The following is a 24294-nucleotide window of genomic DNA, read 5'->3' as shown; positions in this document are numbered from 1 at the left end:
AGGAACAGTTCGCGCCGTGTTTTGCGTTTCTTGATAGTGTATTCGGCTTCGGCGAAGGTCAGTTGGCTCATGATTGAATCTGTGTATGTTGGAAATGGGGTAAATTATGCCAGACTGGAGCAGTTTTTCAGAGGTTCCCTAACCAAAAAACTGTATCTTGGGTTACTTCTCCGCCATCCTGCAGGTTTTTGATTCCATACCCTTTAGACCATATATTTGGCTTTTCCGGTTTGGTGACTATGGCAATAGCCATACCGGGAATTCCATGATCCTGCATAGTTTTTTTAACTGCTTGATCTATTGCGCATCTGGCAGCAGGTTTAACTATTGGGGAGTTATTTTTATTTGTTTTAAGCTGGAAAGTGGCGTCGTTACTATTTATTTCGGTTGCATGCACGAGATTTAATAAACCTATGGTAAATAACAAGCTGGTTATGGTCCAAGCGGTATAATTTGCTTTCATGGTAAGCCTTCCCTAGTTTGAAATGGTTAAACGATTCCTTTGCAACCACCTGTAATATTTGCAACATACTTATGTACAGATTTCATGGAGGTTTTTAAGGTAATGGGGCTTGCTGAATGGGAGCTGAATGAGGGGAGAGTTTTGGCGAATGCTGTGCTGATTGGTGTCAATTTTCTCTATTTCAGCCCAAACAGTTGCTGCCAGGGGTGCAAGCGTACCTCCAGGGTTGACTGATGACGCATAAAACTATGTGGCCGGAATAACAGTTGTCTATAGCCCGTACGAATTAGGGTGATTTTAGTGTCAATGGAGAGCTATAGTTTGTCCAGTTAAGTACATCGCCAAATGTTGTTGGCGGAGTTATGGGTGTAGCTCAAAATCTATACTGCATTTCGCTTTACACAGTATCGCGGTCGCAAATATTGCATTGGCACAGTCTACTGGAGATGATTCACAGGGATAGAAGGCTGGTTTGCACCGAGAAAGCTTAGTTGAGCGCATACTTAATGATCTGTTACGAAACGGATAATTGCGTATGCCTGAAACTGTTCCGTCGATGGAACCCTGCTGGGAGCGATAGGTTCTTATTTGCAGTCACTGGTAAAAAGGGCCGCTTTAAGCGGCCCTGGGATATCGTCGAAAATGGCGGCGTTTAGAGTTGCACCGTAAGGCCCAGCAGGAACGTATCAACGTCGACACCGCCACCGGCATTGTAGCTCACTATACCGGCAGTATCGCTGCCAGTGTTGTAGGCTAGCTTGCCGGAGATATTGCGGTTAAAGAAGTGGGAAACCCCGACTCCGAAATTTTCGCCCCGATCATAGTCGGCAAAAACAGAAGTTTCCCTGCTGAAATAGTACTCGGTGCCCAGCTTCCAGTAGTCGTCAAAATCATCATGGCTGGTAAAGCTGGCACTGGCAGTAATCCAGGTTTCGCCGCCCAGATCTTTAAAGAGCTTGGAAGACAGGGTGCGACTTTCCAAGTCGTCATCCGTTGAGAAGTCGAAACCGATATAGCCGCTGTCACTCAATTGGTGGTTGTAGCGCGCATTGAACAAATAGTCAGCGTCATTGTCTTCCCACTGGGTGCGCTCCACGCTCAGCAGGAAGTTTGGGGAAAACAGATAGCCCACAGAGGCGTTGTAAAGGTTGGTTTCGTCGATATTCACGATGCCGCCGCCAACCACAAAACTATTGGTTGCAAAGTACTCGCCACCGACACCCACAGCATTCGCATCGTCGTCAGGGAAGTCCAGATAACTGTAGCCAGCAGAAATCTTGGTGATTTTGTTGATGTAGTCGAACTCCTTCAGCGGGCCCAGAGCCTCTCTGGGAGCAAAGTAGTAAGTGGTATCCAGATCAAATTCATCAATATCCACACTACGGTCGGAAGTCGAGAATTCATTGTTGGTGTATTGGGCATTGGTGATGGACTGATAACTCTCGGCAGCTGCGGAAGCGGCACATACTATGAGGGGCAGGGCGACAATTTTGAACTTCATTGCGATTTCCTTGTTAGATCGTGGTTCCCATTGGAGGAGCTGATAGTAAGGATTTTTCCTGAATGGCAAATGAATGGACGGAGTGGTGCCGATGCAGCGGGTGCCCGGTGGCGAATTGCGTTCAGTTTGCGCTGGCCGACGGCTTTACCAGCCACTCGGGACGCTCAAACTCCCCTATGGGCCGCACTTCCACAAAGGGGGCGGCACTGCGAATGATATGATCGATTTGCGGATCGTGTTGCGCCTCCATGGCGTCCCGGTGCGCCTTGCTCTCCCAGCTGGCGATGGCGATCAGCCGGTTGGGATCGCCGATACAGCGCCTGAGTTCCGTGCCAAGTGCGCCCGGTGCCCTCTGTATGAGTTTGGACGCTCGTACCCAGATAGCGGCGTATTCCTCGGCGCTGTGCCCTTCCTTGATTCGGATCTCAAAGATATATTGCACCAGCTGCTGCTCCCTGTTTTCATAAAGGATGCTCCAATATTAACCCGGCAACCTGTTTATTGACTCGGCGATCCAATAGGTTGCCGGGATAAAAGTTTTCGGGGTAATAAAAAAGGCCGCCAGGGGCGGCCTTGTCATTGGCTCACGGCGCTTACAGGTTGCGCAGGTTTTCCCGGTGCCCATGGCGGATATCCGCGCCCTCCACCAGATAGACCACCTGCTCGCAGATATTTTTGGCGTGATCACCGATCCGCTCCAGTGAGCGCAGAGTCCAGAGAACATTGATCACGCGGGAAATACTTCTGGGATCTTCCATCATGTAAGTGACCAGCTCGCGCAGGGCGCTGCGGTAGTCCATATCCACCTGTTCATCCTCTGCCAGAGTACTCATGGCGGCCCGGACATCGAAACGCGTGTAGGCGTCGAGCGCGTCGTTGAGCATCTTGCGCACCGCATTGGCGATGTGGCGGATTTCCGTGTAACCGCGCGGCGCGCTGCCCTCTTCCGTCAGGGCAATCGCCAGTTTGGCGATTTTACTGGCCTCGTCCCCGATGCGTTCCAGGTCGCGGGCAATACGAATAACCGACATCACCATGCGCAGGTCGGAGGCGGCGGGCTGGCGCTTGGCAATGATCAGCGTGGCGTGCTCGTCGATGGCCATTTCCCGCGTGTCGATCTCCTCCTCGATACGCAGGACCCGCTCCGCCAGCTCACTGTCCGCATTGGCCAGTGATTCCACTGCGTCCGCCACCTGGCGGGCAACCTGGCCGCCCATTTCCAGCATCTCGGTCTTGATGCTCTCGAGATCCTCGTTGAACTGGCGGGATATATGTTGATCGAAATGCATGTCCATAGTCTGTTCGCTTCTGTTCGCGCAAGTGTAGCCCAGGGAATCAACCGAAACGGCCGGTGATATAGGCTTCGGTCAGCTCGTGCTGTGGATTGGTGAACACTGTCTCGGTGTCGTTGACTTCGATCAGGTGGCCCAGGTGGAAGTAAGCGGTGCGCTGGCTGACGCGGGCCGCCTGCTGCATCGAGTGAGTGACTATCCCAATGGTGTAGTTCTTGCGCAACTCGTCGATCAGCTCTTCAATACGCGCGGTGGCGATGGGGTCCAGGGCCGAGCAGGGTTCGTCCATAAGGATGACCTCGGGGCTCACGGCGATGGCGCGGGCGATGCACAATCGCTGCTGCTGCCCCCCGGACAGGCCTGTGCCCGGTTTGCCCAGGCGGTCCTTGACCTCGTTCCACAATCCGGCCCGGCGCAGGCTGTTCTCGACAATCTCATCCAGTTCCGCGCGGCGGTTGGCGATGCCGTGGATTTTCGGTCCATAGGCGACATTGTCGTAAATGGATTTGGGGAAGGGGTTGGGTTTCTGGAACACCATGCCGACTCTTGCGCGCAGAGGCACCACGTCCACCTTGGGGCCGTAAATGGGTTCTCCGTCCAGTGTCAGCTCCCCTTCGACACGACAACCTTCGATGGTGTCGTTCATGCGGTTGAGACAGCGCAGAAAGGTGGACTTGCCGCAGCCGGAGGGACCGATCATGGCCACCACCTGGTTGCGGCCTATGTCCAGGCTCACTTCGTGAATTGCCTGGGTATCGCCGTAGAAGACATTGACCTTGCGCATGCGCAGCTTGGCGTCGTCACAGGTTGGTTGGCCGACTGTCTCGCCGACTCTGGCATTGGTGTCCACAGTAGTTGTTCGCTCCACCGTTTTGGCTTGCGCCGCCTGGCCGGCATCCAGAGTCATCATACTAGTCATAGGGTCAGTTCCAGTTTATCAGCCGTTACCAGCGGCGCTCGAGTTTCTTGCGCAACAGCACTGCACTGGCGTTCATTAGGATCAAAAAACCCAGCAGCACCATAATGGCGGCGGAGGTGCGCTCCACGAAAGCGCGCTCGGGGCTGTCGGCCCAGAGAAAGATCTGCACCGGTAGTACGGTGGCGGGATCGGTAATACTGTGCGGCACGTCGACGATAAAAGCCACCATACCGATCATCAGCAGCGGCGCCGTTTCGCCTAGGGCCTGGGCCATGCCGATAATGGCACCGGTGAGCATACCGGGCATGGCCAGCGGCAGCACATGGTGGAACACCACCTGCATACGGGAGGCTCCCATGCCCATGGCGGCTTCGCGGATGGACGGGGGCACCGACTTCAGCGACGCGCGGCTGGAGATGATGATGGTGGGCAGCGTCATCAGCGTCAGCACCAGTCCACCCACCAGGGGCGCTGAGCGGGGCAGCTCGAAAAAGTTGATGAAGATTGCCAGGCCCAGCAGGCCAAACACAATGGATGGCACGGCAGCGAGGTTGTTGATGTTGACCTCAATCAGGTCGGTCCAGCGATTTTTCGGTGCATACTCCTCCAGGTAGATGGCCGCGGCCACACCGATCGGGAAGGACAGCGCCAGTGTCACCAGCAGGGTCAGCAGGGACCCCATCAGGGCGGCGCGAATCCCCGCCTGCTCCGGCTCGCGGGAATCGCCGTTGGTGAAAAAGGTGGTGTTGAAGCGTTTTTTCAACTCACCGCTGTCGCGCAGCTGTGCAATCCAGTCCGCCATCCGGTCGGAGGTGCGGCCGCGAAACCCCTCTCTGCTCTCAGCGAGGCTTTTGACATAGGTGTCCACATCGTCGTCCGCGGCCAGCCACACCCGCTCGGTCTGGCCGAGGAGTTCCGGGTCGGCCTGCAGCCGGTCACGCAGCGTAAAGGGGGCACCGGTGGACACCAGCCGATAGAGTTCGCGCCGGTCACTGCGACCGGTGACTTCCGGGAAGCGCTGGCGCAGCGACTGGCGAATCACACCGGTGAAGTTGGCCGCGGCGAGGCTGGCGTCATCCACGGTGTCTATGCCCAGAACCGCCGGATCGTAGCTGATTTGCAGTTCGATGGCGGTCTGCACAAAGGCGTCACTGCCCTTACCGATAATGTCGGTAAACAGTATCAGTACCGCCAGCACGCCGAAGGCGATACTGCCGATACCCAGGCCGCGAAACAGTTTTTCCTTGCGGTGGCGGCTGGCGAGACGTCGCTCGATACGTGCGCGCACTTCTGCCTGAGTCAGATCAGTCATACTGTTCCCGATATTTTTTCACTACGTGCAGGGCGATAAAGTTCAGCACTAGAGTGGACAGGAACAGCATCAGGCCCAGGGCGAATGCGGCCAGGGTTTTGGGGCTGTCAAACTCCTGGTCCCCCACCAGCAGGGTCACTATCTGTACCGTGACCGTGGTGACCGATTCCAGCGGGTTGGCGGTGAGGTTGGCGGCCAGACCTGCAGCCATCACCACAATCATGGTCTCGCCGATGGCGCGGGAGACCGCCAGCAGTACTCCGCCGACAATACCCGGCAGTGCGGCTGGAATCACCACTTTGCGCACCATCTCGGAACGGGTGGAGCCGAGGCCCAGGGAACCGTCGCGCAGGGATTGCGGTACGGCGTTGATGACGTCGTCGGATAGGGAGGACACGAAGGGGATAATCATCACCCCCATCACCAGGCCCGCCGCCAGCGCGCTTTCGCTGGAAGCCTGCAGGCCCATAGCGGTGGCCAGGTCGCGAACAAAGGGCGCCACCGTCAGCGCGGCGAAAAAGCCGTAAACCACTGTGGGAACACCGGCGAGTATTTCCAGAACCGGCTTGGCCGTTGCGCGCACCCGCTTGCTGGCGTACTCAGCTAGGTAGATAGCGGACATCAGGCCGACGGGAACCGCCACCAGCATGGCGATGGCGGACACCATCAGGGTACCGGTAAACAGCGGCACAGCACCAAAGGCCCCACTGGAGCCCACCTGGTCCTCCCGCAGTGCCATCTGCGGACTCCAGTGCAGTCCAAACAGGAATTCCGTCAGCGGCACCGACTGGAAGAAGCGCAGGGATTCGAACAGTACCGACAGCAGAATGCCAACGGTGGTGAAGATGGCGGCAGAGGCGCAGCCAACCAGTATGATCCGCAGCACCCGCTCCACCTTTTCCCGCGCCCGCAGTTCCGGCGAAAAGCGCAGCAGGGCGTAAATCCCCAGGCCCAGGGATAAAATCAGCACTATGACAGTCTGCAGTGTCTGCGCGGTGCCGCGCAGGCTGGTGAGTTTTGCCGCAGCCGCCTGCACTTCCGCCGATGCCTGCCCGAACAGGTTTCCCGCCGCCAGGTTCTGCACCTGGGCATACAGCAGGTCGCGCCCGGCGACAGTGTCGGGTTTGTCGGGAATGGAGTGCATTACCAGTGCGCGGAGGATGGCGTCGTCAAACAGCAGCCAGGCGCTCAACAGGAGAAGGGCCGGCAGGCCGCACCAGAGTGCTATGTGGGTGCCGTAGTAACCGGGCAGGGATGCCAGATGGCGCACACCACCCCTGCTGCGCGCCGCTGCCAGGGCGCGGCTGACACCGGTGCCGTAGGCCACCAGGACCAGCAGCAACAACAGGGCAAATAAGGTCGGGGTTTGCATGGACAGAGCGCTCTTTATATTCCGCCGGCATTATCCGGACTTTTTGCAGGCTTTGCAGCGGTAAATGGCGTTTGCGCGCGGGCGCTTTACTGGTTTGAGTCGGCGGGTCTTGGGTGAAACCAAAATGAAAAGGCCAAGACCCAGGGGCTTGGCCTGTCACCCTTTTAACTCAGTTCTCCCTGTTATTCCTTGATCGCGAGATTGGTCAGGGCATTCATCTTGCGCACATTGGTGGCAACCTCCTGGCGCCGGGTGGTGGACAGGGGGATCATACCCTTGTCGGCCAGGTAACCGTCTTCGCCCCAGGCGCGCTCATTGGTGAACTCGGCCAGGAACTGTTTCATCCCCGGAATCACGTCTATGTGGGCTTTCTTCACATAGATGAACAGCGGGCGGGATACCGGGTAGCTCTGTTCGGCGATGGATTCAAAAGTCGGCTTGTGATTCTCGATCACTGAGCCCTGTACCTTGTCGGCGTTCTGATCCAGGAAGCTGAAACCGAAGATGCCCAGCGCATCGGGGTTGGCCACCAGTTTGTTCACGATCAGATTGTCATTCTCGCCGGCTTCTACATAGGCACCGTCTTCACGGACTGTGTGACAGATAGCCTTGTAGGCGTTTTTGTCCTGTTTCTTTTTCGCCGCAATCCAGTCAAATTTCTTACAACCGCCCTCCATCGCCAGTTCGGCGAAGGCATCGCGGGTGCCGGAAGTGGGGGGTGGGCCCAGGACTTCGATCTTCATCGCGGGCAGAGCCGGGTTGACGTCCTTCCAGGTCTTGTAGGGGTTGGCAACCAGGGTTTCGGAGCCGTCGGGGTTGGGTACCTCCCTGGCCAGCGCCAGGAAAATGTCCTTGCGGGTCAGTTGCAGCGGGTCGGCGCCCTTGGCGTTCGCCAGTACGATTCCGTCGTAGCCCACTTGCACTTCCACCACATCCACGCCATTGTCGTTACAGGTTTTTAGCTCGGATTCCTTGATGCGGCGGGAAGCTCCGGTGACGTCGGCGGTGGTTTCGCCCACGCCCTGGCAAAACAGCTTCATGCCGCCGCCGGTACCGGTGGACTCCACCACCGGGGTCTTGAACTGGGTGCTGCGGCTAAAGCGCTCGGCGACCGTAGTGGTGAAGGGGTATACGGTGGACGAGCCGACGATACTGATATGGTCGCGAGCAGCCATGGCCGCCTGAGATGCTGCAATGGTCAGAGTGGCCAGGGAGGCGGCCAAAATTCGCTTGGTCATTGATAGCTCCAGTGTTTGGATAGGTTTCACGCGGCGATGCTATGAACAGTGGGTGACGATTCTATGAAGGAAAGATGACAAAAAAATTACAGTCGCCGCCGGATGCCCTCTGGCGCCCCTGTGTCCCAGCGGGTACGCTTGGGTCCTGGAAAAAACTATAAGATGTGATGAGACAATCTCCCATTTCCCCCCTATTGCGATGGACACACCGCCTCGATTGGCTGGCGGACGCCACCGGCTTCGTGCTGGGTTGGTTTACCCTGGCGATGGTGTTGCTGCAGAGCGCCGTTGTGGCGCTGCGGTACGGTTTCAACAGCGGCTCCGTGGCCCTGCAGGATTCCGTCATTTACCTGCACGGGGTTGTCTTCCTGCTGGGTCTCGCCTATGCCCTGCGCACCGGCGCCCATGTGCGGGTGGACGTCTTCTACCGCCGTATGGGTGAACGCGGCAGGGCCTGGGTGGATGCGGTGGGGACACTGGTGTTCCTGCTGCCGCTGTGCGCCTTTATCCTGGTTGGCGGCTGGCAGTTCGCCGCCGCCAGCTGGGCGGTGCACGAGGCCAGTGCCAGCGCCGATGGCTTGGGCGGAGTCTATCTGTTGAAGAGCCTGCTGCCACTGGCGGCGGCGACCCTGGCACTGCAGGGACTGGCGCAGCTGGGGCGGGCGATAAATACCCTGGTGCAGTTAGAGTTGCAACAGGCCCCGCAGAGGCGGTCGCCGTCCCCGGCCGCGACCCAGGTGGAGGAGGCGGGGGTATGATGGAGCTGGTTCCCGCGCTGATGTTTTTCGCTGTGTGCGCGGCGCTGATGTTCGGTTATCCGGTAGCTTTCACCCTGGGGGGCACGGCGCTGCTGGCGGCGGGGCTGGGTATAGTCGGCGGTGTCTTCGACCCGGAATTGTTGCGGGCCTTCCCGGACCGGCTGTACGGCATCATGCAAAACGGTACCCTGATGGCGGTGCCGCTGTTCGTGCTGATGGGGGTCATGCTGGAGCGAGCCAGGATCGCCGAGGAGCTGCTGGTCAACCTGGCCAGGGTATTTTCCCGGGTGCCCTCGGGCATGGCGGTTTCGGTGGTGGTAGTGGGCGCCCTGCTCGCTGCCAGTACCGGTATCGTCGGCGCCACCGTAGTTACCATGGGGTTGATGTCGCTGCCCACCATGCTCAAGCGGGGTTATTCGCCCACCCTGGCCACCGGTACCATCTGCGCCACCGGCACTCTCGGGCAGATTATTCCCCCCTCCATCGCCCTGGTGTTGTTGGGCGATACCCTGTCCAATGCCTATCAGCAGGCGCAGTTGTCCGCCGGTATCTTTAACCCGCAACCGGTGAGTGTGGGGGACCTGTTCGTCGGCGCCATAGTGCCGGGGCTGCTGCTGGTGTTGGGTTACATTCTCTATCTGTTGTTGATCGCCCGGCGCGGGCGCCCGGCGGTTGCCAGCGCCACTGAGGAGACGGTGGATTTTTACCGGATTGTCGCCAGCCTGGCGCCGCCCATTGCGCTGATGGTACTAGTGCTGGGCTCCATTATCAGCGGCGCTGCCACCCCCACCGAAGCCGCGGCGGTGGGCGCCCTGGGTGCGGGGCTGCTGGCCGCCAGCCGCGGTGCGCTGAACTGGACCAGGGCGGGGGAAGTGGGCCGCAGTACCCTGCAGGTGACGGCGATGGTATTTGCCATCCTTATCGGCGCTTCGCTGTTTTCCCTGGTGTTTCGCGGCTACCAGGGCGAGGAGCTGGTAACCGGCTTTTTCAACAGCCTGCCGGGCGGTGTTTTTAGTGCCACCCTGCTGGTGATGCTGGCGATTTTTCTGCTGGGATTTATTCTCGATTTTATCGAGATCACTTTCGTCGTGGTGCCAATAGTGGGACCGGTGCTGCTGGCCATGGGGGTGGACCCGGTATGGCTGGGCATCATGATTGCGATCAATCTGCAGACCTCGTTCCTGACGCCGCCCTTTGGTTTTGCGCTTTTCTACCTGCGCGGGGTAGCGCCGCAAGAGGTGTCCACCGGTGCCATCTACCGCGGCGTAATGCCTTTTATCGCGATTCAACTGCTGATGATGTGCCTGCTGGCCTACTGGCCAGCGCTGGCCACCTGGTTGCCGGGGCTGCTGTCTTCCTAGGGCCTGTTGAAAAATACTTTTGCAGCAGCATGCCGGAAATCAGGGACACATTATCAGGGCGGGTACCCTACAGTCCCCGCCGCTTCCACAGATAGTAAATCGCCGGCAACAGCACCAGGGTCAGCAGCATGGCGCTGACCATGCCGCCCACCACTGGGGCGGCGATGCGTTTCATCACCTCGGAGCCGACGCCTCCGCCGAGCATTACCGGAATCAGACCGATAAATACCGTGGCGGTGGTCATCAGCACCGGGCGCATACGCTGTCCCGCACCGATACGGATCGCCTGGCGCAGGTCTGCCAGCCCGGTGCGGGTACCGGCTTCCGCAGCCCTTGCCTGCGCCGCCCCCCAGGCCTGGTTCAGATAGACCAGCATGATCACGCCGATTTCCACCGCTACCCCTGCCAGAGCGATAAAGCCCACGCCCACCGCCACCGAAAGGTTGTACCCCTGCCAGTACAGCAGCCACAGGCCGCCGATCAGCGCTGCCGGCAGGCTGCCCATGATCACCAGCACTTCGGTGAAACGGCGAAAGCTGAGGTAGAGCAGCAGCACTATGATGGCGAGGGTCAGCGGTAGCAGCAGTCCCAGCCGCTGCTGCGCCCGCTGCAGATACTCGTATTGGCCCGACCAGATCAGCGAATAACCCGGTGGCAGGGTCACGCTTTCGGCCACCAGTTGCTGTGCTTCCGCGACCCAGGAACCCAGGTCGCGCCCGGCGATATCGATATACACCCAGCCGTTAGGGCGCGCATTCTCGGTCTTGATCATCGGCGGTCCATCCTGCACTGAGATTTGGGTGACGTCGCCCAGGGTCAGGTGGTTGCCGTTGGGAGCCACCAGCGGCAGTGTCCGCAGACGCTCCGGGGAGTCGCGCCAGTCCTGCGGATAGCGCAGGTTGACCGGGTAGCGCTCCAGTCCTTCCACGGTTTCGGCGACCTGCCGGCCGCCAACCGCAGTCTCGATCGCCGCCTGTACGTCGTCGATATTCAGTCCGAAACGCGCGGCGCGGGCCCGGTCGATATCGATATCCAGGTAGCGACCCCCCTCCACCCGTTCGGCGTAGACGGATGCGGTACCCTGCACCTGGGGCAGCACCTGTTCCAGGCGCTTGCCGATATCCTCTATCTTGTGCAGGTCCGGGCCGGCCACTTTGATGCCGACGGGCGTCTTGATCCCGGTGGCGAGCATATCGATACGGGTCTTGATGGGCATGACCCACACATTGGCCACACCGGGAATCTGCACCGCGGCATCCAGCTCTGCGCGCAACTTCTCCTTGGTCATACCCGGGCGCCACTGGTCGCGCGGTTTAAAACGCACAATGGTTTCCATCATCGTCAGTGGTGCCGGGTCGGTGGCGGTGTCGGCCCGGCCTATCTTGCCCCATACCTGGGCCACTTCCGGGACCCCCTTGATCATTTTGTCGGTCTGTTGCAAGAGTTCCCGCGCCTTGCCGATGGAGAGCCCCGGATAGGTGCTGGGCATATACATCAGGTCGCCCTCGTCCAGGGGCGGCATAAATTCACTGCCGAGCTTGGACAGAGGGTAGAGGCTGCTCAGTAGCAAGAGCAGTGCTATGGAGATCACCGAGCGGGGAAACCGCAGTGCCAGGTCCAGTACCGGGCGGTACAGGAAAGTCACCCCCCGGTTGACCGGATTGGCCTGTTCCGGGCGGATACGGCCGCGCACGCAGTAGCCCATCAGCACCGGCACCAGCGTAATGGCGAGACCTGCGGCTACCGCCATGGCATAGGTCTTGGTGTAGGCCAATGGCGCAAACAATCGGCCCTCCTGGCCCTCCAGTGCGAATACCGGCAGGAAGCTCAGGGTGATAATCAGCAGGCTGAAGAAGAGTGGTGGCCCCACCTCTGCCGCAGCGCGCCCCACCAGTTGCCAGTGGGCCTGCTCAGACAGGGAGCCGGCGTGTTTGTCCCGCTCCAGGTGCCGGTGCAGGTTTTCTATCATGACGATGGCACCGTCCACCATGGCGCCGATAGCGATGGCGATGCCCCCCAGGCTCATGATATTGGCGTTGATCCCCTGCAGGCGCATCACTGCGAAGGCGCCTAGAATGCCCAGCGGCAGGCTGATGGCGATCACCAGGGACGACCGCAGGTGGAACAGGAACAGGGCACACACCAGCGCCACCACGATGAACTCTTCCAGCAGCTTGTGGCTGAGGTTGTCCACCGCACTGTCAATCAGGTTGCTGCGGTCGTAGGTGGGTACTATCTCCACCCCTTCCGGCAGGCTGCGGCGCAGTTCGTCGAGGCGCTCAGAGACGCCCTTGATCACCGCGCGGGCGTTTTCGCCGAAACGCATCACCACCACGCCGCCCACTGCCTCACCTTCGCCGTTCAGTTCGGAGATACCGCGGCGCATCTGCGGGCCTGTGGTGATATCGGCCACGTCCTGCAGCAGCAGCGGGGTGCCGCTGTCACTGACTCCCAGGGGCAACTGCTTCAGGTCGTCGATACCCTGGAGATAGCCGCTGGCGCGCACCATATACTCCGCCTCGCCCATCTCGATTACCGAGGCGCCGGCTTCGTGGTTACCCCGACTGATGGCGCGCTCGATAGTGGCCAGGTCCAGGTTGTAGGCCCGCAGGCGCAGTGGGTCCACCTGTACCTGGTACTGACGGACCATGCCGCCCACCGTCGCCACTTCCGCCACGCCGGGCAGTGTCTGCAGCTCGTATTTCAGAAACCAGTCCTGCAGGGTGCGCAACTGGGCCAGATCGTGGCGGCCGCTGCGGTCCACCAGGGTGTAACTGTAGATCCAGCCCACGCCGGTGGCGTCTGGGCCCAGTTCCGGGTTGGCGCCCGGTGGCAACTGTGTGGCCACCTGGCTCAGATACTCCAGCACCCGTGAACGGGCCCAGTACAGATCCACGCCGTCGTCGAAAATGATATAGACGTAGGAGTCGCCGAAGAACGAATAGCCGCGCACGGTTACAGCGCCGGGCACCGATAGCATGGCGGTGGTGAGAGGGTAGGTGATCTGGTCCTCCACCACCTGGGGCGCCTGGCCCGCATAGTGGGTCTTGATAATGACCTGCACATCGGACAGGTCCGGCAATGCGTCCACCGGCGTGTGCCGCAGACTGTACAGGCCGCCCACGGCGAGTGCCACTGCGGCCATCAGTACCAGGGCCCGGTTGGCCAGCGACCAGTAAATTATGCGGGTGATCATTACTGCTGGCCCCCCATGTGGTTCCCGTCCCTGTGCTCCTGCATAGTTCCCGGGTCGCCGGAAATGGATGTCCCCATCATCGGGTCATCGGCACTCGGTGCCGGGCTGCCGGCGCCGTCACCGCTCCGGGCTGAAATCACTTCATATTTGCCGTCGTCGCGCCGGCGCAACTGCACCATCACATTGCCGCCGGTCTCCAGTGCCTGTCGCAGCACCGGGCGGGCCGTTTGGGCGACAAAAAAGCCCATTGTCATCGGGGTCCAGTTCCACTCCAGTACCGCGCCGTGCTGGAGCCGCGCATAGTGGTTGTCGTCGGGCATGCTCAACACCTGCGCCGTGACCCAGGGCTGCAGCGAATCCGACGGCTGCGCGATGCGCTCCAGGTCGGCGCTGACGCTGGATTCCGAGTCGATCAGGAACTGCGCCGAGGTCACTACCCGGTCGCCGCTCTGCAGACCCTGAAGAATTTCAATCCGGTCGCCGAACTCGCGTCCCGCGCGTACCCGCACGGAGCGGAAATTGCCGCCGCCCAGAGCCATGACTACGCGATCCATGGTGCCGGTGCGGATCAGCGCAGCGCGGGGTACCGTGAGCGCCTCTACCTCGGGGCCGTCCAGTTGCAGACCCACGAACATGCCGGGGCGCAACAACTGGTCCGGGTTGTCCACCGCCACCCGCACGGTCAGTGTGCGGGTCTGCTCGTCCAGGCCCGGCAGTACCTGCAGGATACGGCCCTGCCAGCGTCTGGCGGGATCTATGTCGGCGGTGACCTCAACCCCGGCACCCTCCTGTACCTGCTGGCCCTCGCGGGGAAATACCTGGCCTTCCACCCAGACAGTGGAGAGTGGCCCCACCGAGATCAAGGCGGTGGCCGGAGTGATATACATGCCTTCGCGAATGCCCAGGGTATCCACATAGCCGCTGGCCTCGGCATAGAGAGTGAGGGTGTCACTCACCTCTCCGGAGGCCTCTACTCGCTCTATTTGCTCGCGGGGGATGCCCAGGTTGCGCAGTCGCTCGCGGGTGGCTTCCAGCAGGATGCGGTTGCCGCTCTCTACCGCCGCCACCAGCTCTCTCTGGGCCGTGACCAGTTCCGGTGAATAGAGCCCCAGTAGCGGCTGGCCGGCGCGCACCCTGTCCCCCACCGCCTTGACCCAGGTGCGCTGTACCCAGCCGCTCAGGCGGCTGTGCTGTTGCTGCATGTATTGCTCGTCCAGCCCTACCAGCCCGACTGTCTGCAGGCGCGGTGATAGGTGTTCCCGTGTGGCAGTGTCTGTGCGCACCCCCAGGTTCTGTTGCACCTGCGGGGGTATGCGCACTGTGCCGGGTGCCTCCGCCATGGCCCCCTGCTCGTCTTCGTAGACCGGAACCAGTGCCATACCCATGGGGGATTTGCCGGGGGCATCGCGGCGAAAACTGGAATCCATGGGGGCGACCCAGTAGGCCACTTCGCGTTCACCGCTGTCAGCTGGTGCGCCGGAGTCGCGGCTCCCGGCGATCCACCAGCCCGCAGCCAGCCCAAACAGTGCTGTGACGGCAGATAACAGGCTCGTTTTCATATCGGTATTCCTTAGTGCCGGCGCCAGTTTGGCCGGCAAATCAATTCGTTTACTTACTTGCCGGAACTTGTGTCTGTGCCAGGAAGTAGCGCACCTGCGCCAGCGCCCGGTAGTAGCCGTAATCCAGTCGCACCGCATTGATCTGCGCCTCGATAACATCCAGGCGGGCATCGATCACTGCGTCCAGGTCGGTGGTGTCGCTGGCGTAGCCGCGCAGCACCGCGGCGGCGGTGGCTTCCGCCTCGTCGAGAAGAGAGTGCTGATACAGCTGCCGGCGCTGGGCCAGGCTGCGCGCATTGGTGGTAGCGGCGCTAAGGCCTGCGACCAGGGCCAGCTGCAGGTTCTGGCGCGCCAGGATACCGGCCCCTTCCCGTGCCTGGGCCGAGGCCAGGCGCTTGTCCTGGCGTTTACCGGTAAACAGTGGCAGGTCGAAGGAAACGGTGGCACTGGCCAGGTCACTGCCGTCACTGAGTGGCGTCAACTCCCGTTGGCCGTAGGAGACCTCGAGGCTCCACTGGGGCTTGTAGGCCTCCCGCGCCAGGGCCACTTCCGCTCCCCGCGCAGAGACTTCTGCCTCCGCCGCCAGCAGTGCCGGGTGGCCGGCGATGGCATCCGCCTGTATGGGCAACGACACAGATGCCAGCCACTGCTCGAGACCCGTCCAGTGGGGCAGCGACCTGTCGATATGGCGCCAGGCAGCGGCGCCGAGCCAGCGGCTGAGTTCACTGCGGGTGGTGTGGATGTCTCCATCCACGGCGACGATGCGATCGTCGACGCGCGCCACCGCCAGTTGTGACTGCAGCAGCTGTTGTGACTGTATCTGGGTCTCGGCCAGGCGGGTGCGGTTGTAGGACACCAGCTCCTCCAGCCGGGCGCGGTTTTGCTGCAGCAGGTCGCGGGTGCGCAACTGCTCAGCCAGGGTCATAAAGGTCCGGGAGACATCGCGTACCAGCTGGCGCTCGCGGTCATCGGAGCGCGCGAAACCGGACTCTGCCCGCAGTGCGCCGCGCTCCCCGGCGAGCCGCGCCGAGTCCCCGCGGGGGAGCTGCTGGCGAATACCGATGACTTTCTGTGTCATCGGCTGCTGGTCGAAGGCGAGGCTGTCGGTGGGCAAATTGGCAACGCCGATCCGGACGGTCGGGTCCGCCCACTGGGCGTCGGCGATGGCCGCGGCGCTTTGCGCCTCGGCCTCCCGGCGGGAGCCCGCGATACCCGGATCGTTTTGTACCGCTAAGGCCACAGCCTGAGCCAGATCGATGGTCTCTGTGCCGGACATCGGGTTTTGGTCGGCGCCCCGCGCCGCGGCCGAGCCATAGCCGGCCGCCAGCAGTGCGCCCAGGCACAGGGCCCGGAAATTCACAAACATGGGATCAGTTCCTGTCAGGTTGAAGTCACACAGGCGCCTGGCGAGCGCCGTTAAGGCTGGGACTTAACCTGCGATGGGGGGGCGGAACAGAGCTGAGGTAGGGGGTGTGGCAATGCTAAAAGCGGGGCTGGTCAGCGTCGATGCAACAGCGGGCCAGTCGGCTCCTGTGGGGGCCGGGGCCAGGGCAAAGGCACCGGAGAAACAGCTTCCCGTCTGGCAGACCAGTTGGCAAAGGCTGGCGGCGATGTCAGCTGAGCCAGTGTCGTCCCCGGCGCAGCAGGGCATGTCGCCGTGGGCCGACATGGAAGTCAGGTGATGGCTAGCGACCGGTTCACCCGGATCGGAATTCCTGTCACAGGATTGCCCCGCAGCCAGAGCCAAACTCTGGGCGCTGAGAAGCAGTAACAGGAAAAATGCAACCAGATAACGCATAAAGGCAGTCTATGGTTGGCCTGTCAGCGAGTCAAGGCGACCCGGGCAGATGTTATCTGGGCGTGATAAATCACTCGATACCAATAGAACCCGTTGGCTAAATAGTGCCCAGTTTGTGTTAGAATACGCCAGCGCCCGGGGCCGCTGCCACTGGGTGAAAACCAATAACTCTAACGATGTACGAGTGTTTCATGTCACCGATCGATGAAGAACCTTTGCCCAGCGGCACCCTGACCCTGCAGACTCTGGCCATGCCCGGGGATACCAACCCCCAGGGAGATGTTTACGCCGGCTGGCTGATGTCGCAAATGGATCTCGCCGGTGCCATTCTTGCACAGACCATTGCCCGCGGCCGGGTGACCACGGTGGCCACGGGCAATATGGTGTTTTTACGGCCGGTGCCGGTGGGTTCCACCGTCAGTTGCTATGCCGAGGCGATGGAAGTGGGGCGCTCGTCGATCCGCACCATGGTGGAGGTCTGGCTGACCCGGGTGGATTCCGGTGAGCAGGTGAAGGTGACAGAGGGGGAGTTTATATTTGTGGCTATTGATGACCATGGCCATACCCGGCCCCTTCCAAACTAGCGCCTCGCCTCTGCTTTGGGGGCGGTATGGCGTCCAGCCCTTCCGCCCGCTTTATCCAGCGACCCCTGCGTTTGCTAATCCTCCGCTGAGTCCTCCCCCGAAATGGCGCGGGTCTGGTAATAGGCTTCCTCGCTGATCTGGTGATAGGGGACCACCTGGGACTGGAATTCCTGCAGGGCCTTATAGATACGCGCGAACTCCGGGTCTTCCGCCGCAGTTTCGTCCAGGATCTGGGCATTGACGTTTTTCAGGTGCGCGATCACATCGTCGGGCAGACGGCGTAGCTGCACGCCGTGCTTTTCCACCAGCTCCCTCAGTGCGCGGTTGTTGCGCGCGGTATATTCATCCAGCATATCCTGGTTTGCGTCCCGGGCCGCAGTGCGAACTATTTCCTGCAGATCCGCCGGCAGTTTTTCAAAGGCGCTTTTATTGACGATAAATTCGAGGATAGAGCCCGGCTCGTGCCAGCCCGGGTAGTAATAATATTTGGCAATCTGGTGAAAGCCGAACGCCAGGTCGTTGTAGGGCCCAACCCATTCGGTGGCGTCAATCACACCGGTTTGCAGGGCGGTGTACAGCTCTCCGCCGGGGATGGTGACAGCGGTACCACCGGCGCGGTTCAGAACCTCGCCGCCGATGCCGGGGATGCGCATCTTGAGGCCCTGCAGGTCCTCGACGGAATTGATCTCCTTGTTGAACCAGCCGGCCATTTGCACCCCGGTGGAACCGCCGGCCATGGGGATCAGGTTGAATGGGGCGTAGATTTCCTCCCACAGCTCCAGCCCCCCACCATAGTGCAGCCAGCCGTTCATTTCCTGGGCGTTCAGGCCGAAGGGTACGGCGGTAAAAAACTGCGCTGCGGGCAGCTTGCCCTTCCAGTAGTAAGCGGCGCCGTGGCCCATCTGCGCGGCGCCCTCGGAAACCGCCCCAAATACGCCCAGCGCGGGAACCAGCTCCCCGGCGCCGTAGACTTTTACTTTCAGCCGCCCGCCGGACATGGCCTCTACTGTTTGCGCGAAACGCTCAGGTGCGCTGCCCAGGCCGGGGAAATTCTTTGGCCAGGTAGTGACGAGTTTCCAGCTAAAGGTCTCGCTGCCAGCCTCCCCTCCCAGCCGCTGAACCGGGCCCTGGGATGCGCGGGAAAGCACCAATGCGCCAAAGGTGGCCACCAGCAGGGCGAGGAGTGTGAGGATAACCAGGGGATACCAGTAAGTTCGTTTCATAATATTCAGATCGCAGACGACTTCTGTTCAGGCCAGTGTCATTCTTTTTCGGTGTACCGGGCAGGCGGGCGATGGCTGCAGGTCCAGGGCTTTCGCCGGCCGGGACGATAATAAATAAATCAACGCCGGCAGATTACGATATAAAGCGACATTCGTACACTGCTGTCGAAGCCGGATACCACTGCTGACAGATATCGGGGTTCCAGAATGCCACCATCAAGCGGCCGCAACCCCCGGTCCGACATTCTCCACAGAGGCTCCTGCCGTTCAGAGGATGGGGTATAGCGAGGCCTGGCTGCTGCGTGGGACCTGGGATTCGCAGTATTGGGTCGTTGTGGACCAGTGGTTGTATACCCCCGGTTAATACGTCCATAGAGGCCACACCCAATATCATTTTTAGGGATAGCGCTGTTGTCGACTCGGGGGGGAATCGTTTCCGTCACCTCTGCTATTGATTGTGTGGCCACAGGTATGGCGAAGGGGCGGTCAGTGGATGTCCAGGGAAGCACTAGCAGGTTGTTGAAAAAGGCATCCTGCCTGTTTCAAAACACGAAAAATGTGATTTTCACTTTTCTCCCAAAATCAACGACTTAGGCGTCGTTGATTTGCCGGAACATCCATATTCCGGTACCAGGCGTCGAAATTCTTTGAATTTCAACAGCCTGCTAGTCGTCAAATAAAGTGAGCCTGCCGAGCCAAATAAAACTTATGTGTACGGATACGCAAAAGCATATATAAATAAACCAAAAAATATCTCGATTAATAAAAAGAATTTCGGGAGGAGCAATATGATTAAACAGGTGCCGATTTTAACCGCCGTAGGCGCACTACAGTCAGGTTAATAACAGGATTCAGTAAAATTTCATTTGAGCCATAGTCAAAATTCCCTATAAGGTTGCAATGCTGTTTGAGGTACTACCATTCAACTAAAAAAGGGGTGTTACTATGAAATTCTTAGCAAAAGTATTGCTTGCCTCAGCTGCAGTTTGTTTTTCATCCATGAGTTCGGCCGACCCTATTCAAGATTTATCCATGAATTTGTATCAGGCGGGTTGGTATCCGAATTTTATCCAGGGCATAGGGCCTTTAACCTGTGTGAGAACCTGCGATATATGGGTTAACTCACGACCCGAGCGGGAAAATAGCAGCATCGTGGACCCGGACAGCCAGCAGGCAGCGGTATGTAAGATTACACGGGATGTCAGTATTATTGTCGAGGGTGTCAATGACCCCACATCCCATTGGATTTATGGCAATCAGTTTGATTCTGAGGCGGTATGTCATGTGGCCCATAGGGCCAATTGGGTGGAGCGCAGTGAATATTATATGTGCCTGTGTGTGCGCCCAAGTACATTGCCTCAACCGCTATAACACACGAAAGTTCAGTTCGTAGTATTGGGCTAAGTGTAGTCGATTCATCTATCAAACGATGACAATAGGGATAGGCTGGCAACGTTGCTTTTATTGGGTTGCCAGCCTGATCAATTGGCATAAAAGTACCCAGATCATACTCATGCATATTTATCTGCTTAGGTTAAAGTTTGAGTGCGGTCTGGAATCTGATTGGCGCCAGAGAGTTAGTCTGGCCTGTGAATGATCAGTTGGTCTTATGGCGCCGATAGCTTTATCAATATGTCAGGATTTGCGAAATCCGCTAGTCAGAAAATAACGATCACTCTAGTGAAATAAAAAAGATAATTTGCACAAATTTGACGAAAGTCAATCTAGGTGGAATTCCTTTGATAAGCTGGTTTGTCAATAAAGATGGCAGCGTGTACTGCTATTTTAAATCGTATCAGAAAAACTTCTGTTTCTTTAAAAAACAGTATAAAAAATCCCACGCCTAGAAAATATTTTTATAAATAAATTTTGTTTGGTTGTTCGCTGGTTAAAATAAATCGCGTAGAGCTAATTGGCTGTGTAATCTTATCCAGATTGCCAACAATGTCCCATATTTGTGCAAGTTTTTTGTTGAATTAGCTTTGTGCCATTCAGTAAGGTGGTGGGGCTGTTTGAGGTACCTCAATTACTATTCAGTAAAAAAGGAACTTTATCCATGAAATATATAATAAATGTAGTAATTGCCTCAGCGATGGCTTTTTTTTCACTGGGCAGTGTGGCCGATCCTATTCAGGATCTTTCGATGAATGCCTATAGGGCGGGCTGGTATCCCAACTTTTTCCAGGGCGGAGGCCCGTTGACTTGTGCGCAAACCTGTGAGGCATGGGTTGGTACGCGCGCCGAGCGGGAAAGAAGCACTAACGTGGATCCCGATAGCTTCGAAGCCGCTGTATGTAAAATTACCAACGATGACGTGATTATCATCGATCCGGTTAATGACATTACGTCGCACTGGATATATGGCAATCAGTTTGATGATGAACCGAGGTGTTATGCGGCCCACCGCGCTCTCTGGGTGGAGACCAGGTCACGCTATATGTGTTTGTGCGCGCGCCCTATCAATATAACCCCCGGTGATCCAATACCACTGGGCTGATCCTTCCACTAAGCAGGTCCAGGGACCTGTAGGGCACAGGGAGGTGCCGAGCCGGCGGTTGCACTACCGCTGCTGATCTGGCACAACAGAAGTGCTTTCCCATCAGCCAGCACAGGCTTGAATCTGCCCGCAACCAATTCGGTGTTATAGCTCAGCCGTCTTTTTTGTAGTGGAAGTCGAAGTGAATGCCAAGAAGCGGCGATACCCTAGCAGGTTGTTGAAAAAGGCATCCTGCCTGTTTCAAAACACGAAAAGCGAAAAATGTGATTTTCACTTTTCTCCCAAAATCGACGACGTAGGCGTCGCCGATTTTGCCGGAAGATCCATATTCCGGTAGCAGGCGTCGAAATTCTTCGAATTTCAGCAATCTACTAGACTTAGCCTTTCCGCAAAATCTCCCTTTATTAAACCTGCAAGCGAACAGCTGGCTCCTCTTGAATACCTGTATTGCGAGAGCTTGTGCCTGCCTTTGATACAAGATTCAGACAGCCAGTTTGTTGTGGAATTAATATGAGTTGTTAACGGGTCAACTGGTAGTTGATTGCCTGACGGATAGGCCTGAAATTGTTGCTGATACGCAAAACCGCCTTGCGCAGTAATTTGGCCGGTGCCCGATTATTGGTAAACAGGTTCACGATCAGGTTGGTGCCACGGTAGATCGGCCGTGACTCGAGGCGGTGTTGAAGCTGGAAGAGTCCCAGGGCTTTGTTCAGAGGTTTTCCATCAACCAAGCCGCTTAGCCTGGCCAGTTGCGCGGCCAAGGTGTTGGCACTGGCAATCCCCAAATTAAAGCCGTGGGCAGTCACCGGGTGCATTCCAACCGCAGCGTCGCCCACCAATGCCAGTCTCTGTGCGTAAAAGCGCCGGGCGTACACGGCCACCAGCGGATAGCAGAAACGCGGGCTGGCGCTGGTTACACTGCCCAGAATGCCACTGCTGGCGCGCGTCACATAATTGGCAAATTCCTCGTCGGACAATGCCATCACCCCCTGGGCGCTATCGCTGGCTACTGTTACCACTGCCGATGACTCCTGGGGCTGCGCCAACGGCAACAGTGCCAGGGTAGCGCCATAGCCGAAACACTCCTGTGCGATCCCCCTGTGGGGCAGGCTGGTGTGGATGCGTCCGACGATGGCACTGCGCCCGAAGTCATGCATCTCGGCGCCGATCCCGGCCATACGGCGGACTTCGGAGAAGCGGCTGTCGGAGGCAACCACCAGGGAGGCACTTACAGTTTGCTCGTCTTGCAGGGACAGGTGACGGCAGTCCCCATCCAGTTCCATATGGGTTACGGTGGAGTCGGCACAAATCTGGATGCCCTGCTGCTCGCTCACCACCTGGTGGAGCGCGCGGCGGATTGCCGAATTGGCGACAATGTAACCCAGGGGTTTGTCGGCACTACCACGATCATCACTGAATTTCAGGCAGTAGGGTGAAGCCCCGTCGGTCACATGAGCGGACTGGAGAGGACCGATTTCACCGGTGCTCAAATGCTGCCAGGCGCCCAGGCTTTGCAGCAGGCGCACGGATTTATGAGTCAGCGCTATTTCCCGTCCATCGTCCTCCGGCACCGCCAGGCACTCTCCGGGCTGGCGGTCTAGCACCCTGACCCGAAAACCCAGCCGGGCGGCGAAAGCGGCGCAGGCCAGGCCCGCAGGGCCGGCTCCCACTATGGCGATGTCGGTTTTAGACATACTGACCTCTTTAGGTTGTTTACGGCTGGCGGATCTCAGCCCCGCCCCTGCCGCAACCACTCCTGGATTCGGACCCGATGCGGCTCTGGAGTTATGGTGCTCAATGGACTCCGCGTGCGCGCACCACCTGGTAATTGCGGCGGAAGTACTGTACAGGGACGCTCCATACATGCACCAGGCGGCTGAAGGGGAACAGCAGGAACAGGGTCATGCCCAGCAGGATATGCAGCTTGTAGATGATATTGACATCGGCGATGGCTGCGGCAGCGGAGACACCGTCAAAAGTGACGATGGACTGGGCCCAGGCCATCAGCTTGAGCATCTCGGCACCGTCCATATGGCCGGCGGAAACCGGGATACTGATCAGGCCAAGGATTAACTGGGCGTAGAGCATCAGCAAGATGGTGAGGTCCATTTTAGAAGTGGTGGCGCGCACCCGCGGGTTGGTGAGACGGCGTTTGATCAGGATGGTGAGACCGATAAAACAGATCACCCCGAAGAAACCGCCGATACCCATTGCCATCATCTGCTTGGTGGAAGCCTCGATGCCGAGGAAGTGCCACACCGCTTTGGGCGTGAGCAGGCCGACAAAATGTCCCAGGAGGATAGCAATCACCCCGATATGAAACAGGTAACTGCCGATGCGCAATTGTTTACGCTCCAATAACTGACTGGAGCCGGTGCGCCAGGTGTACTGGTCGCGGTCGTAGCGGATCAGGCTTCCCACCAGGAACACTGTGAGGGCGATAAACGGATAGATGGCGAAGAGCAGCGTATTCAAATAATGCATAGTGTTACTCCTGTGGTGCAGGCTGGGCAGGATTCTGCGCGGTATCTTTGGAGGGGGCCCAGGTGAGGGGCTGGCCATCGCGCAGCTGCGCAGCGCTGGGCCGCGTTATGGACTGGTCGCATTTACCGGTAAAGCTGACCACTTCTTCCTCCCAGATTTTGTCCAGCGCTTGTGGGGTGTCGTCGCGTTCCTCATCGGCAACCTCTTGTTGGAGGGCCGACAAGTCGACAGATACCCCGGCCATCTGCAGCAGTGCATCCATCAGCAGGTGATAGGGACTCTCGCGTTTGGACAGACGCGCGCTGAGCAGGGCGATCACATGGGTGATGTCGTGGACCCATTCATAGGCGCCTTCGCCCTGGGTGGCACAGAATTCCAGATAGATAGGCAAATAATCCGGCAGCTCGCGCTGGCTCAGTGCCAGGCCGGCGGCCCGGTAGCGTTCCAGCAGATCCACCATGGCCTGGCCGCGATCGCGGGATTCGCCGTGAATATGTTCGAACAAGTGCAGGGACACAGCGCGTCCGCGCTCGAACAGACCGTCGTACTCGCTCTGCCAGTCCAGCGCATCCATACACTCGTAGTGGGAGATAAACGCAAGCAGCCTGTCGCGTAGAGGCGCATCCAGTTCGTCGGACTCTGCCACCCAGTTGGTGAGTTCATTCAGGTTGCGCACCAGTTCGTCGGACGGATAGTCCAGCAGCCGCGAAATCACATTTAACACTTTCATCGGTTTT

General features: G+C 58.7%; 21 protein-coding genes. 5 read left to right on the top strand and 16 right to left on the bottom strand.

What is annotated here, in order from left to right:
- Positions 1–127: 127 nt before the first annotated feature.
- The 8 genes from AB1S50_RS10045 to AB1S50_RS10010 form a co-directional block, all read right to left on the bottom strand.
- The gene (locus AB1S50_RS10045; RefSeq protein WP_367150495.1) at positions 128–463 is read right to left on the bottom strand and encodes a hypothetical protein; all 336 of its coding nucleotides are present in this window, start codon (positions 461–463) and stop codon (positions 128–130) included.
- 652 nt (positions 464–1115) lie between these two features.
- On the bottom strand, positions 1116–1964 hold the full coding sequence (locus AB1S50_RS10040; protein WP_367150494.1) for a putative porin: 849 nt from the start codon (positions 1962–1964) through the stop codon (positions 1116–1118).
- 121 nt (positions 1965–2085) lie between these two features.
- The gene (locus AB1S50_RS10035) at positions 2086–2406 is read right to left on the bottom strand and encodes an antibiotic biosynthesis monooxygenase family protein (protein ID WP_367150492.1); all 321 of its coding nucleotides are present in this window, start codon (positions 2404–2406) and stop codon (positions 2086–2088) included.
- Between the two features lie 151 nt (positions 2407–2557).
- Positions 2558–3259, bottom strand: a complete 702-nt coding sequence (gene phoU / locus AB1S50_RS10030) for a phosphate signaling complex protein PhoU (RefSeq protein WP_367150491.1) — start codon at positions 3257–3259, stop codon at positions 2558–2560.
- A 40-nt stretch (positions 3260–3299) separates the two neighbouring features.
- A complete protein-coding gene (gene pstB, locus AB1S50_RS10025) occupies positions 3300–4175 on the bottom strand; it encodes a phosphate ABC transporter ATP-binding protein PstB (protein WP_455363745.1) in 876 nt (291 codons plus the stop codon).
- A 25-nt stretch (positions 4176–4200) separates the two neighbouring features.
- The gene (gene pstA / locus AB1S50_RS10020; RefSeq protein WP_367150490.1) at positions 4201–5487 is read right to left on the bottom strand and encodes a phosphate ABC transporter permease PstA; all 1287 of its coding nucleotides are present in this window, start codon (positions 5485–5487) and stop codon (positions 4201–4203) included.
- Positions 5480–6859, bottom strand: coding sequence for a phosphate ABC transporter permease subunit PstC (gene pstC, locus AB1S50_RS10015; protein ID WP_367150489.1), 1380 nt, complete (start codon positions 6857–6859; stop codon positions 5480–5482). The genes pstA and pstC overlap by 8 nt, the downstream gene beginning before the upstream one ends.
- A gap of 182 nt (positions 6860–7041) precedes the next feature.
- On the bottom strand, positions 7042–8097 hold the full coding sequence (locus AB1S50_RS10010) for a PstS family phosphate ABC transporter substrate-binding protein (RefSeq protein ID WP_367150488.1): 1056 nt from the start codon (positions 8095–8097) through the stop codon (positions 7042–7044).
- A gap of 167 nt (positions 8098–8264) precedes the next feature.
- Between AB1S50_RS10010 and AB1S50_RS10005 the strand changes: the two genes are divergently transcribed.
- Positions 8265–8855, top strand: a complete 591-nt coding sequence (locus AB1S50_RS10005) for a TRAP transporter small permease subunit (protein WP_367150496.1) — start codon at positions 8265–8267, stop codon at positions 8853–8855.
- Complete coding sequence (locus tag AB1S50_RS10000; RefSeq protein WP_367150487.1) at positions 8852–10216, top strand: TRAP transporter large permease; 1365 nt, start codon at positions 8852–8854, stop codon at positions 10214–10216. The genes AB1S50_RS10005 and AB1S50_RS10000 overlap by 4 nt, the downstream gene beginning before the upstream one ends.
- A gap of 67 nt (positions 10217–10283) precedes the next feature.
- Here AB1S50_RS10000 and AB1S50_RS09995 read toward each other — a convergent pair whose 3' ends face one another.
- The 4 genes from AB1S50_RS09995 to AB1S50_RS09980 all read right to left on the bottom strand — a co-directional run bounded on the left by AB1S50_RS09995 (position 10284) and on the right by AB1S50_RS09980 (position 16769).
- Positions 10284–13412 carry an efflux RND transporter permease subunit gene (locus AB1S50_RS09995; RefSeq protein WP_367150486.1) on the bottom strand — a complete coding sequence of 1043 codons (3129 nt, stop codon included), beginning with the start codon at positions 13410–13412 and terminating at the stop codon, positions 10284–10286.
- The gene (locus tag AB1S50_RS09990; protein ID WP_367150485.1) at positions 13412–14971 is read right to left on the bottom strand and encodes an efflux RND transporter periplasmic adaptor subunit; all 1560 of its coding nucleotides are present in this window, start codon (positions 14969–14971) and stop codon (positions 13412–13414) included. Before AB1S50_RS09990 ends, AB1S50_RS09995 begins: the two co-directional genes overlap by 1 nt.
- 49 nt (positions 14972–15020) lie before the next feature.
- On the bottom strand, positions 15021–16337 hold the full coding sequence (locus AB1S50_RS09985; protein WP_367150484.1) for a TolC family protein: 1317 nt from the start codon (positions 16335–16337) through the stop codon (positions 15021–15023).
- 63 nt (positions 16338–16400) lie between these two features.
- On the bottom strand, positions 16401–16769 hold the full coding sequence (locus AB1S50_RS09980) for a hypothetical protein (RefSeq protein ID WP_367150483.1): 369 nt from the start codon (positions 16767–16769) through the stop codon (positions 16401–16403).
- A 191-nt stretch (positions 16770–16960) separates the two neighbouring features.
- Between AB1S50_RS09980 and AB1S50_RS09975 the strand changes: the two genes are divergently transcribed.
- Entirely contained in the window at positions 16961–17353 is a 393-nt protein-coding gene (locus AB1S50_RS09975) for an acyl-CoA thioesterase (RefSeq protein WP_367150482.1), read from the top strand.
- A gap of 74 nt (positions 17354–17427) precedes the next feature.
- On the opposite strand, the gene AB1S50_RS09970 is transcribed toward AB1S50_RS09975, so the two are convergent.
- Positions 17428–18576 (bottom strand): TRAP transporter substrate-binding protein, encoded by a 1149-nt coding sequence (locus AB1S50_RS09970; RefSeq protein ID WP_367150480.1) that lies wholly within the window; start codon positions 18574–18576, stop codon positions 17428–17430.
- Positions 18577–19521: 945 nt separating this feature from the next.
- On the opposite strand from AB1S50_RS09970, the gene AB1S50_RS09965 reads away from it, so the two are divergent.
- Together AB1S50_RS09965 and AB1S50_RS09960 are read left to right on the top strand one after the other, a co-directional pair.
- The gene (locus AB1S50_RS09965; protein ID WP_367150478.1) at positions 19522–19947 is read left to right on the top strand and encodes a hypothetical protein; all 426 of its coding nucleotides are present in this window, start codon (positions 19522–19524) and stop codon (positions 19945–19947) included.
- A gap of 685 nt (positions 19948–20632) precedes the next feature.
- A complete protein-coding gene (locus AB1S50_RS09960; RefSeq protein WP_367150477.1) occupies positions 20633–21073 on the top strand; it encodes a hypothetical protein in 441 nt (146 codons plus the stop codon).
- A 518-nt stretch (positions 21074–21591) separates the two neighbouring features.
- On the opposite strand, the gene ubiM is transcribed toward AB1S50_RS09960, so the two are convergent.
- The 3 genes from ubiM to narJ all read right to left on the bottom strand — a co-directional run bounded on the left by ubiM (position 21592) and on the right by narJ (position 24287).
- Positions 21592–22767, bottom strand: a complete 1176-nt coding sequence (ubiM, locus tag AB1S50_RS09955) for a 5-demethoxyubiquinol-8 5-hydroxylase UbiM (protein WP_367150476.1) — start codon at positions 22765–22767, stop codon at positions 21592–21594.
- A gap of 100 nt (positions 22768–22867) precedes the next feature.
- A complete protein-coding gene (gene narI / locus AB1S50_RS09950; protein ID WP_367150475.1) occupies positions 22868–23557 on the bottom strand; it encodes a respiratory nitrate reductase subunit gamma in 690 nt (229 codons plus the stop codon).
- A 4-nt stretch (positions 23558–23561) separates the two neighbouring features.
- The gene (narJ, locus tag AB1S50_RS09945) at positions 23562–24287 is read right to left on the bottom strand and encodes a nitrate reductase molybdenum cofactor assembly chaperone (protein WP_367150474.1); all 726 of its coding nucleotides are present in this window, start codon (positions 24285–24287) and stop codon (positions 23562–23564) included.
- Between the last annotated feature and the right edge of the window lie 7 nt (positions 24288–24294).

The sequence above is a fragment of the Microbulbifer discodermiae genome, assembly GCF_040742695.1.
Classification (GTDB): domain Bacteria; phylum Pseudomonadota; class Gammaproteobacteria; order Pseudomonadales; family Cellvibrionaceae; genus Microbulbifer.
This window is presented reverse-complemented; position numbering and strand designations above follow the sequence as displayed.

What these genes read in the sequence shown, in the direction of transcription:
- AB1S50_RS10040 (WP_367150494.1), bottom strand. Translation starts at nt 1,964, where the DNA reads ATGAAGTTCAAAATTGTCGCCCTGCCCCTCATAGTATGTGCCGCTTCC.
- AB1S50_RS09965 (WP_367150478.1), top strand. Translation starts at nt 19,522, where the DNA reads ATGAAATTCTTAGCAAAAGTATTGCTTGCCTCAGCTGCAGTTTGTTTT.
- AB1S50_RS09960 (WP_367150477.1), top strand. Translation starts at nt 20,633, where the DNA reads ATGAAATATATAATAAATGTAGTAATTGCCTCAGCGATGGCTTTTTTT.
- AB1S50_RS10045 (WP_367150495.1), bottom strand. Translation starts at nt 463, where the DNA reads ATGAAAGCAAATTATACCGCTTGGACCATAACCAGCTTGTTATTTACC.
- pstA (WP_367150490.1), bottom strand. Translation starts at nt 5,487, where the DNA reads ATGACTGATCTGACTCAGGCAGAAGTGCGCGCACGTATCGAGCGACGT.
- AB1S50_RS09970 (WP_367150480.1), bottom strand. Translation starts at nt 18,576, where the DNA reads ATGAAACGAACTTACTGGTATCCCCTGGTTATCCTCACACTCCTCGCC.
- pstC (WP_367150489.1), bottom strand. Translation starts at nt 6,859, where the DNA reads ATGCAAACCCCGACCTTATTTGCCCTGTTGTTGCTGCTGGTCCTGGTG.
- AB1S50_RS09985 (WP_367150484.1), bottom strand. Translation starts at nt 16,337, where the DNA reads ATGTTTGTGAATTTCCGGGCCCTGTGCCTGGGCGCACTGCTGGCGGCC.
- AB1S50_RS09995 (WP_367150486.1), bottom strand. Translation starts at nt 13,412, where the DNA reads ATGATCACCCGCATAATTTACTGGTCGCTGGCCAACCGGGCCCTGGTA.
- AB1S50_RS10005 (WP_367150496.1), top strand. Translation starts at nt 8,265, where the DNA reads ATGAGACAATCTCCCATTTCCCCCCTATTGCGATGGACACACCGCCTC.
- AB1S50_RS09990 (WP_367150485.1), bottom strand. Translation starts at nt 14,971, where the DNA reads ATGAAAACGAGCCTGTTATCTGCCGTCACAGCACTGTTTGGGCTGGCT.
- narI (WP_367150475.1), bottom strand. Translation starts at nt 23,557, where the DNA reads ATGCATTATTTGAATACGCTGCTCTTCGCCATCTATCCGTTTATCGCC.
- ubiM (WP_367150476.1), bottom strand. Translation starts at nt 22,767, where the DNA reads ATGTCTAAAACCGACATCGCCATAGTGGGAGCCGGCCCTGCGGGCCTG.
- AB1S50_RS09975 (WP_367150482.1), top strand. Translation starts at nt 16,961, where the DNA reads ATGTCACCGATCGATGAAGAACCTTTGCCCAGCGGCACCCTGACCCTG.
- narJ (WP_367150474.1), bottom strand. Translation starts at nt 24,287, where the DNA reads ATGAAAGTGTTAAATGTGATTTCGCGGCTGCTGGACTATCCGTCCGAC.
- AB1S50_RS10010 (WP_367150488.1), bottom strand. Translation starts at nt 8,097, where the DNA reads ATGACCAAGCGAATTTTGGCCGCCTCCCTGGCCACTCTGACCATTGCA.
- AB1S50_RS09980 (WP_367150483.1), bottom strand. Translation starts at nt 16,769, where the DNA reads ATGCGTTATCTGGTTGCATTTTTCCTGTTACTGCTTCTCAGCGCCCAG.
- phoU (WP_367150491.1), bottom strand. Translation starts at nt 3,259, where the DNA reads ATGGACATGCATTTCGATCAACATATATCCCGCCAGTTCAACGAGGAT.
- pstB (WP_455363745.1), bottom strand. Translation starts at nt 4,175, where the DNA reads ATGACTAGTATGATGACTCTGGATGCCGGCCAGGCGGCGCAAGCCAAA.
- AB1S50_RS10000 (WP_367150487.1), top strand. Translation starts at nt 8,852, where the DNA reads ATGATGGAGCTGGTTCCCGCGCTGATGTTTTTCGCTGTGTGCGCGGCG.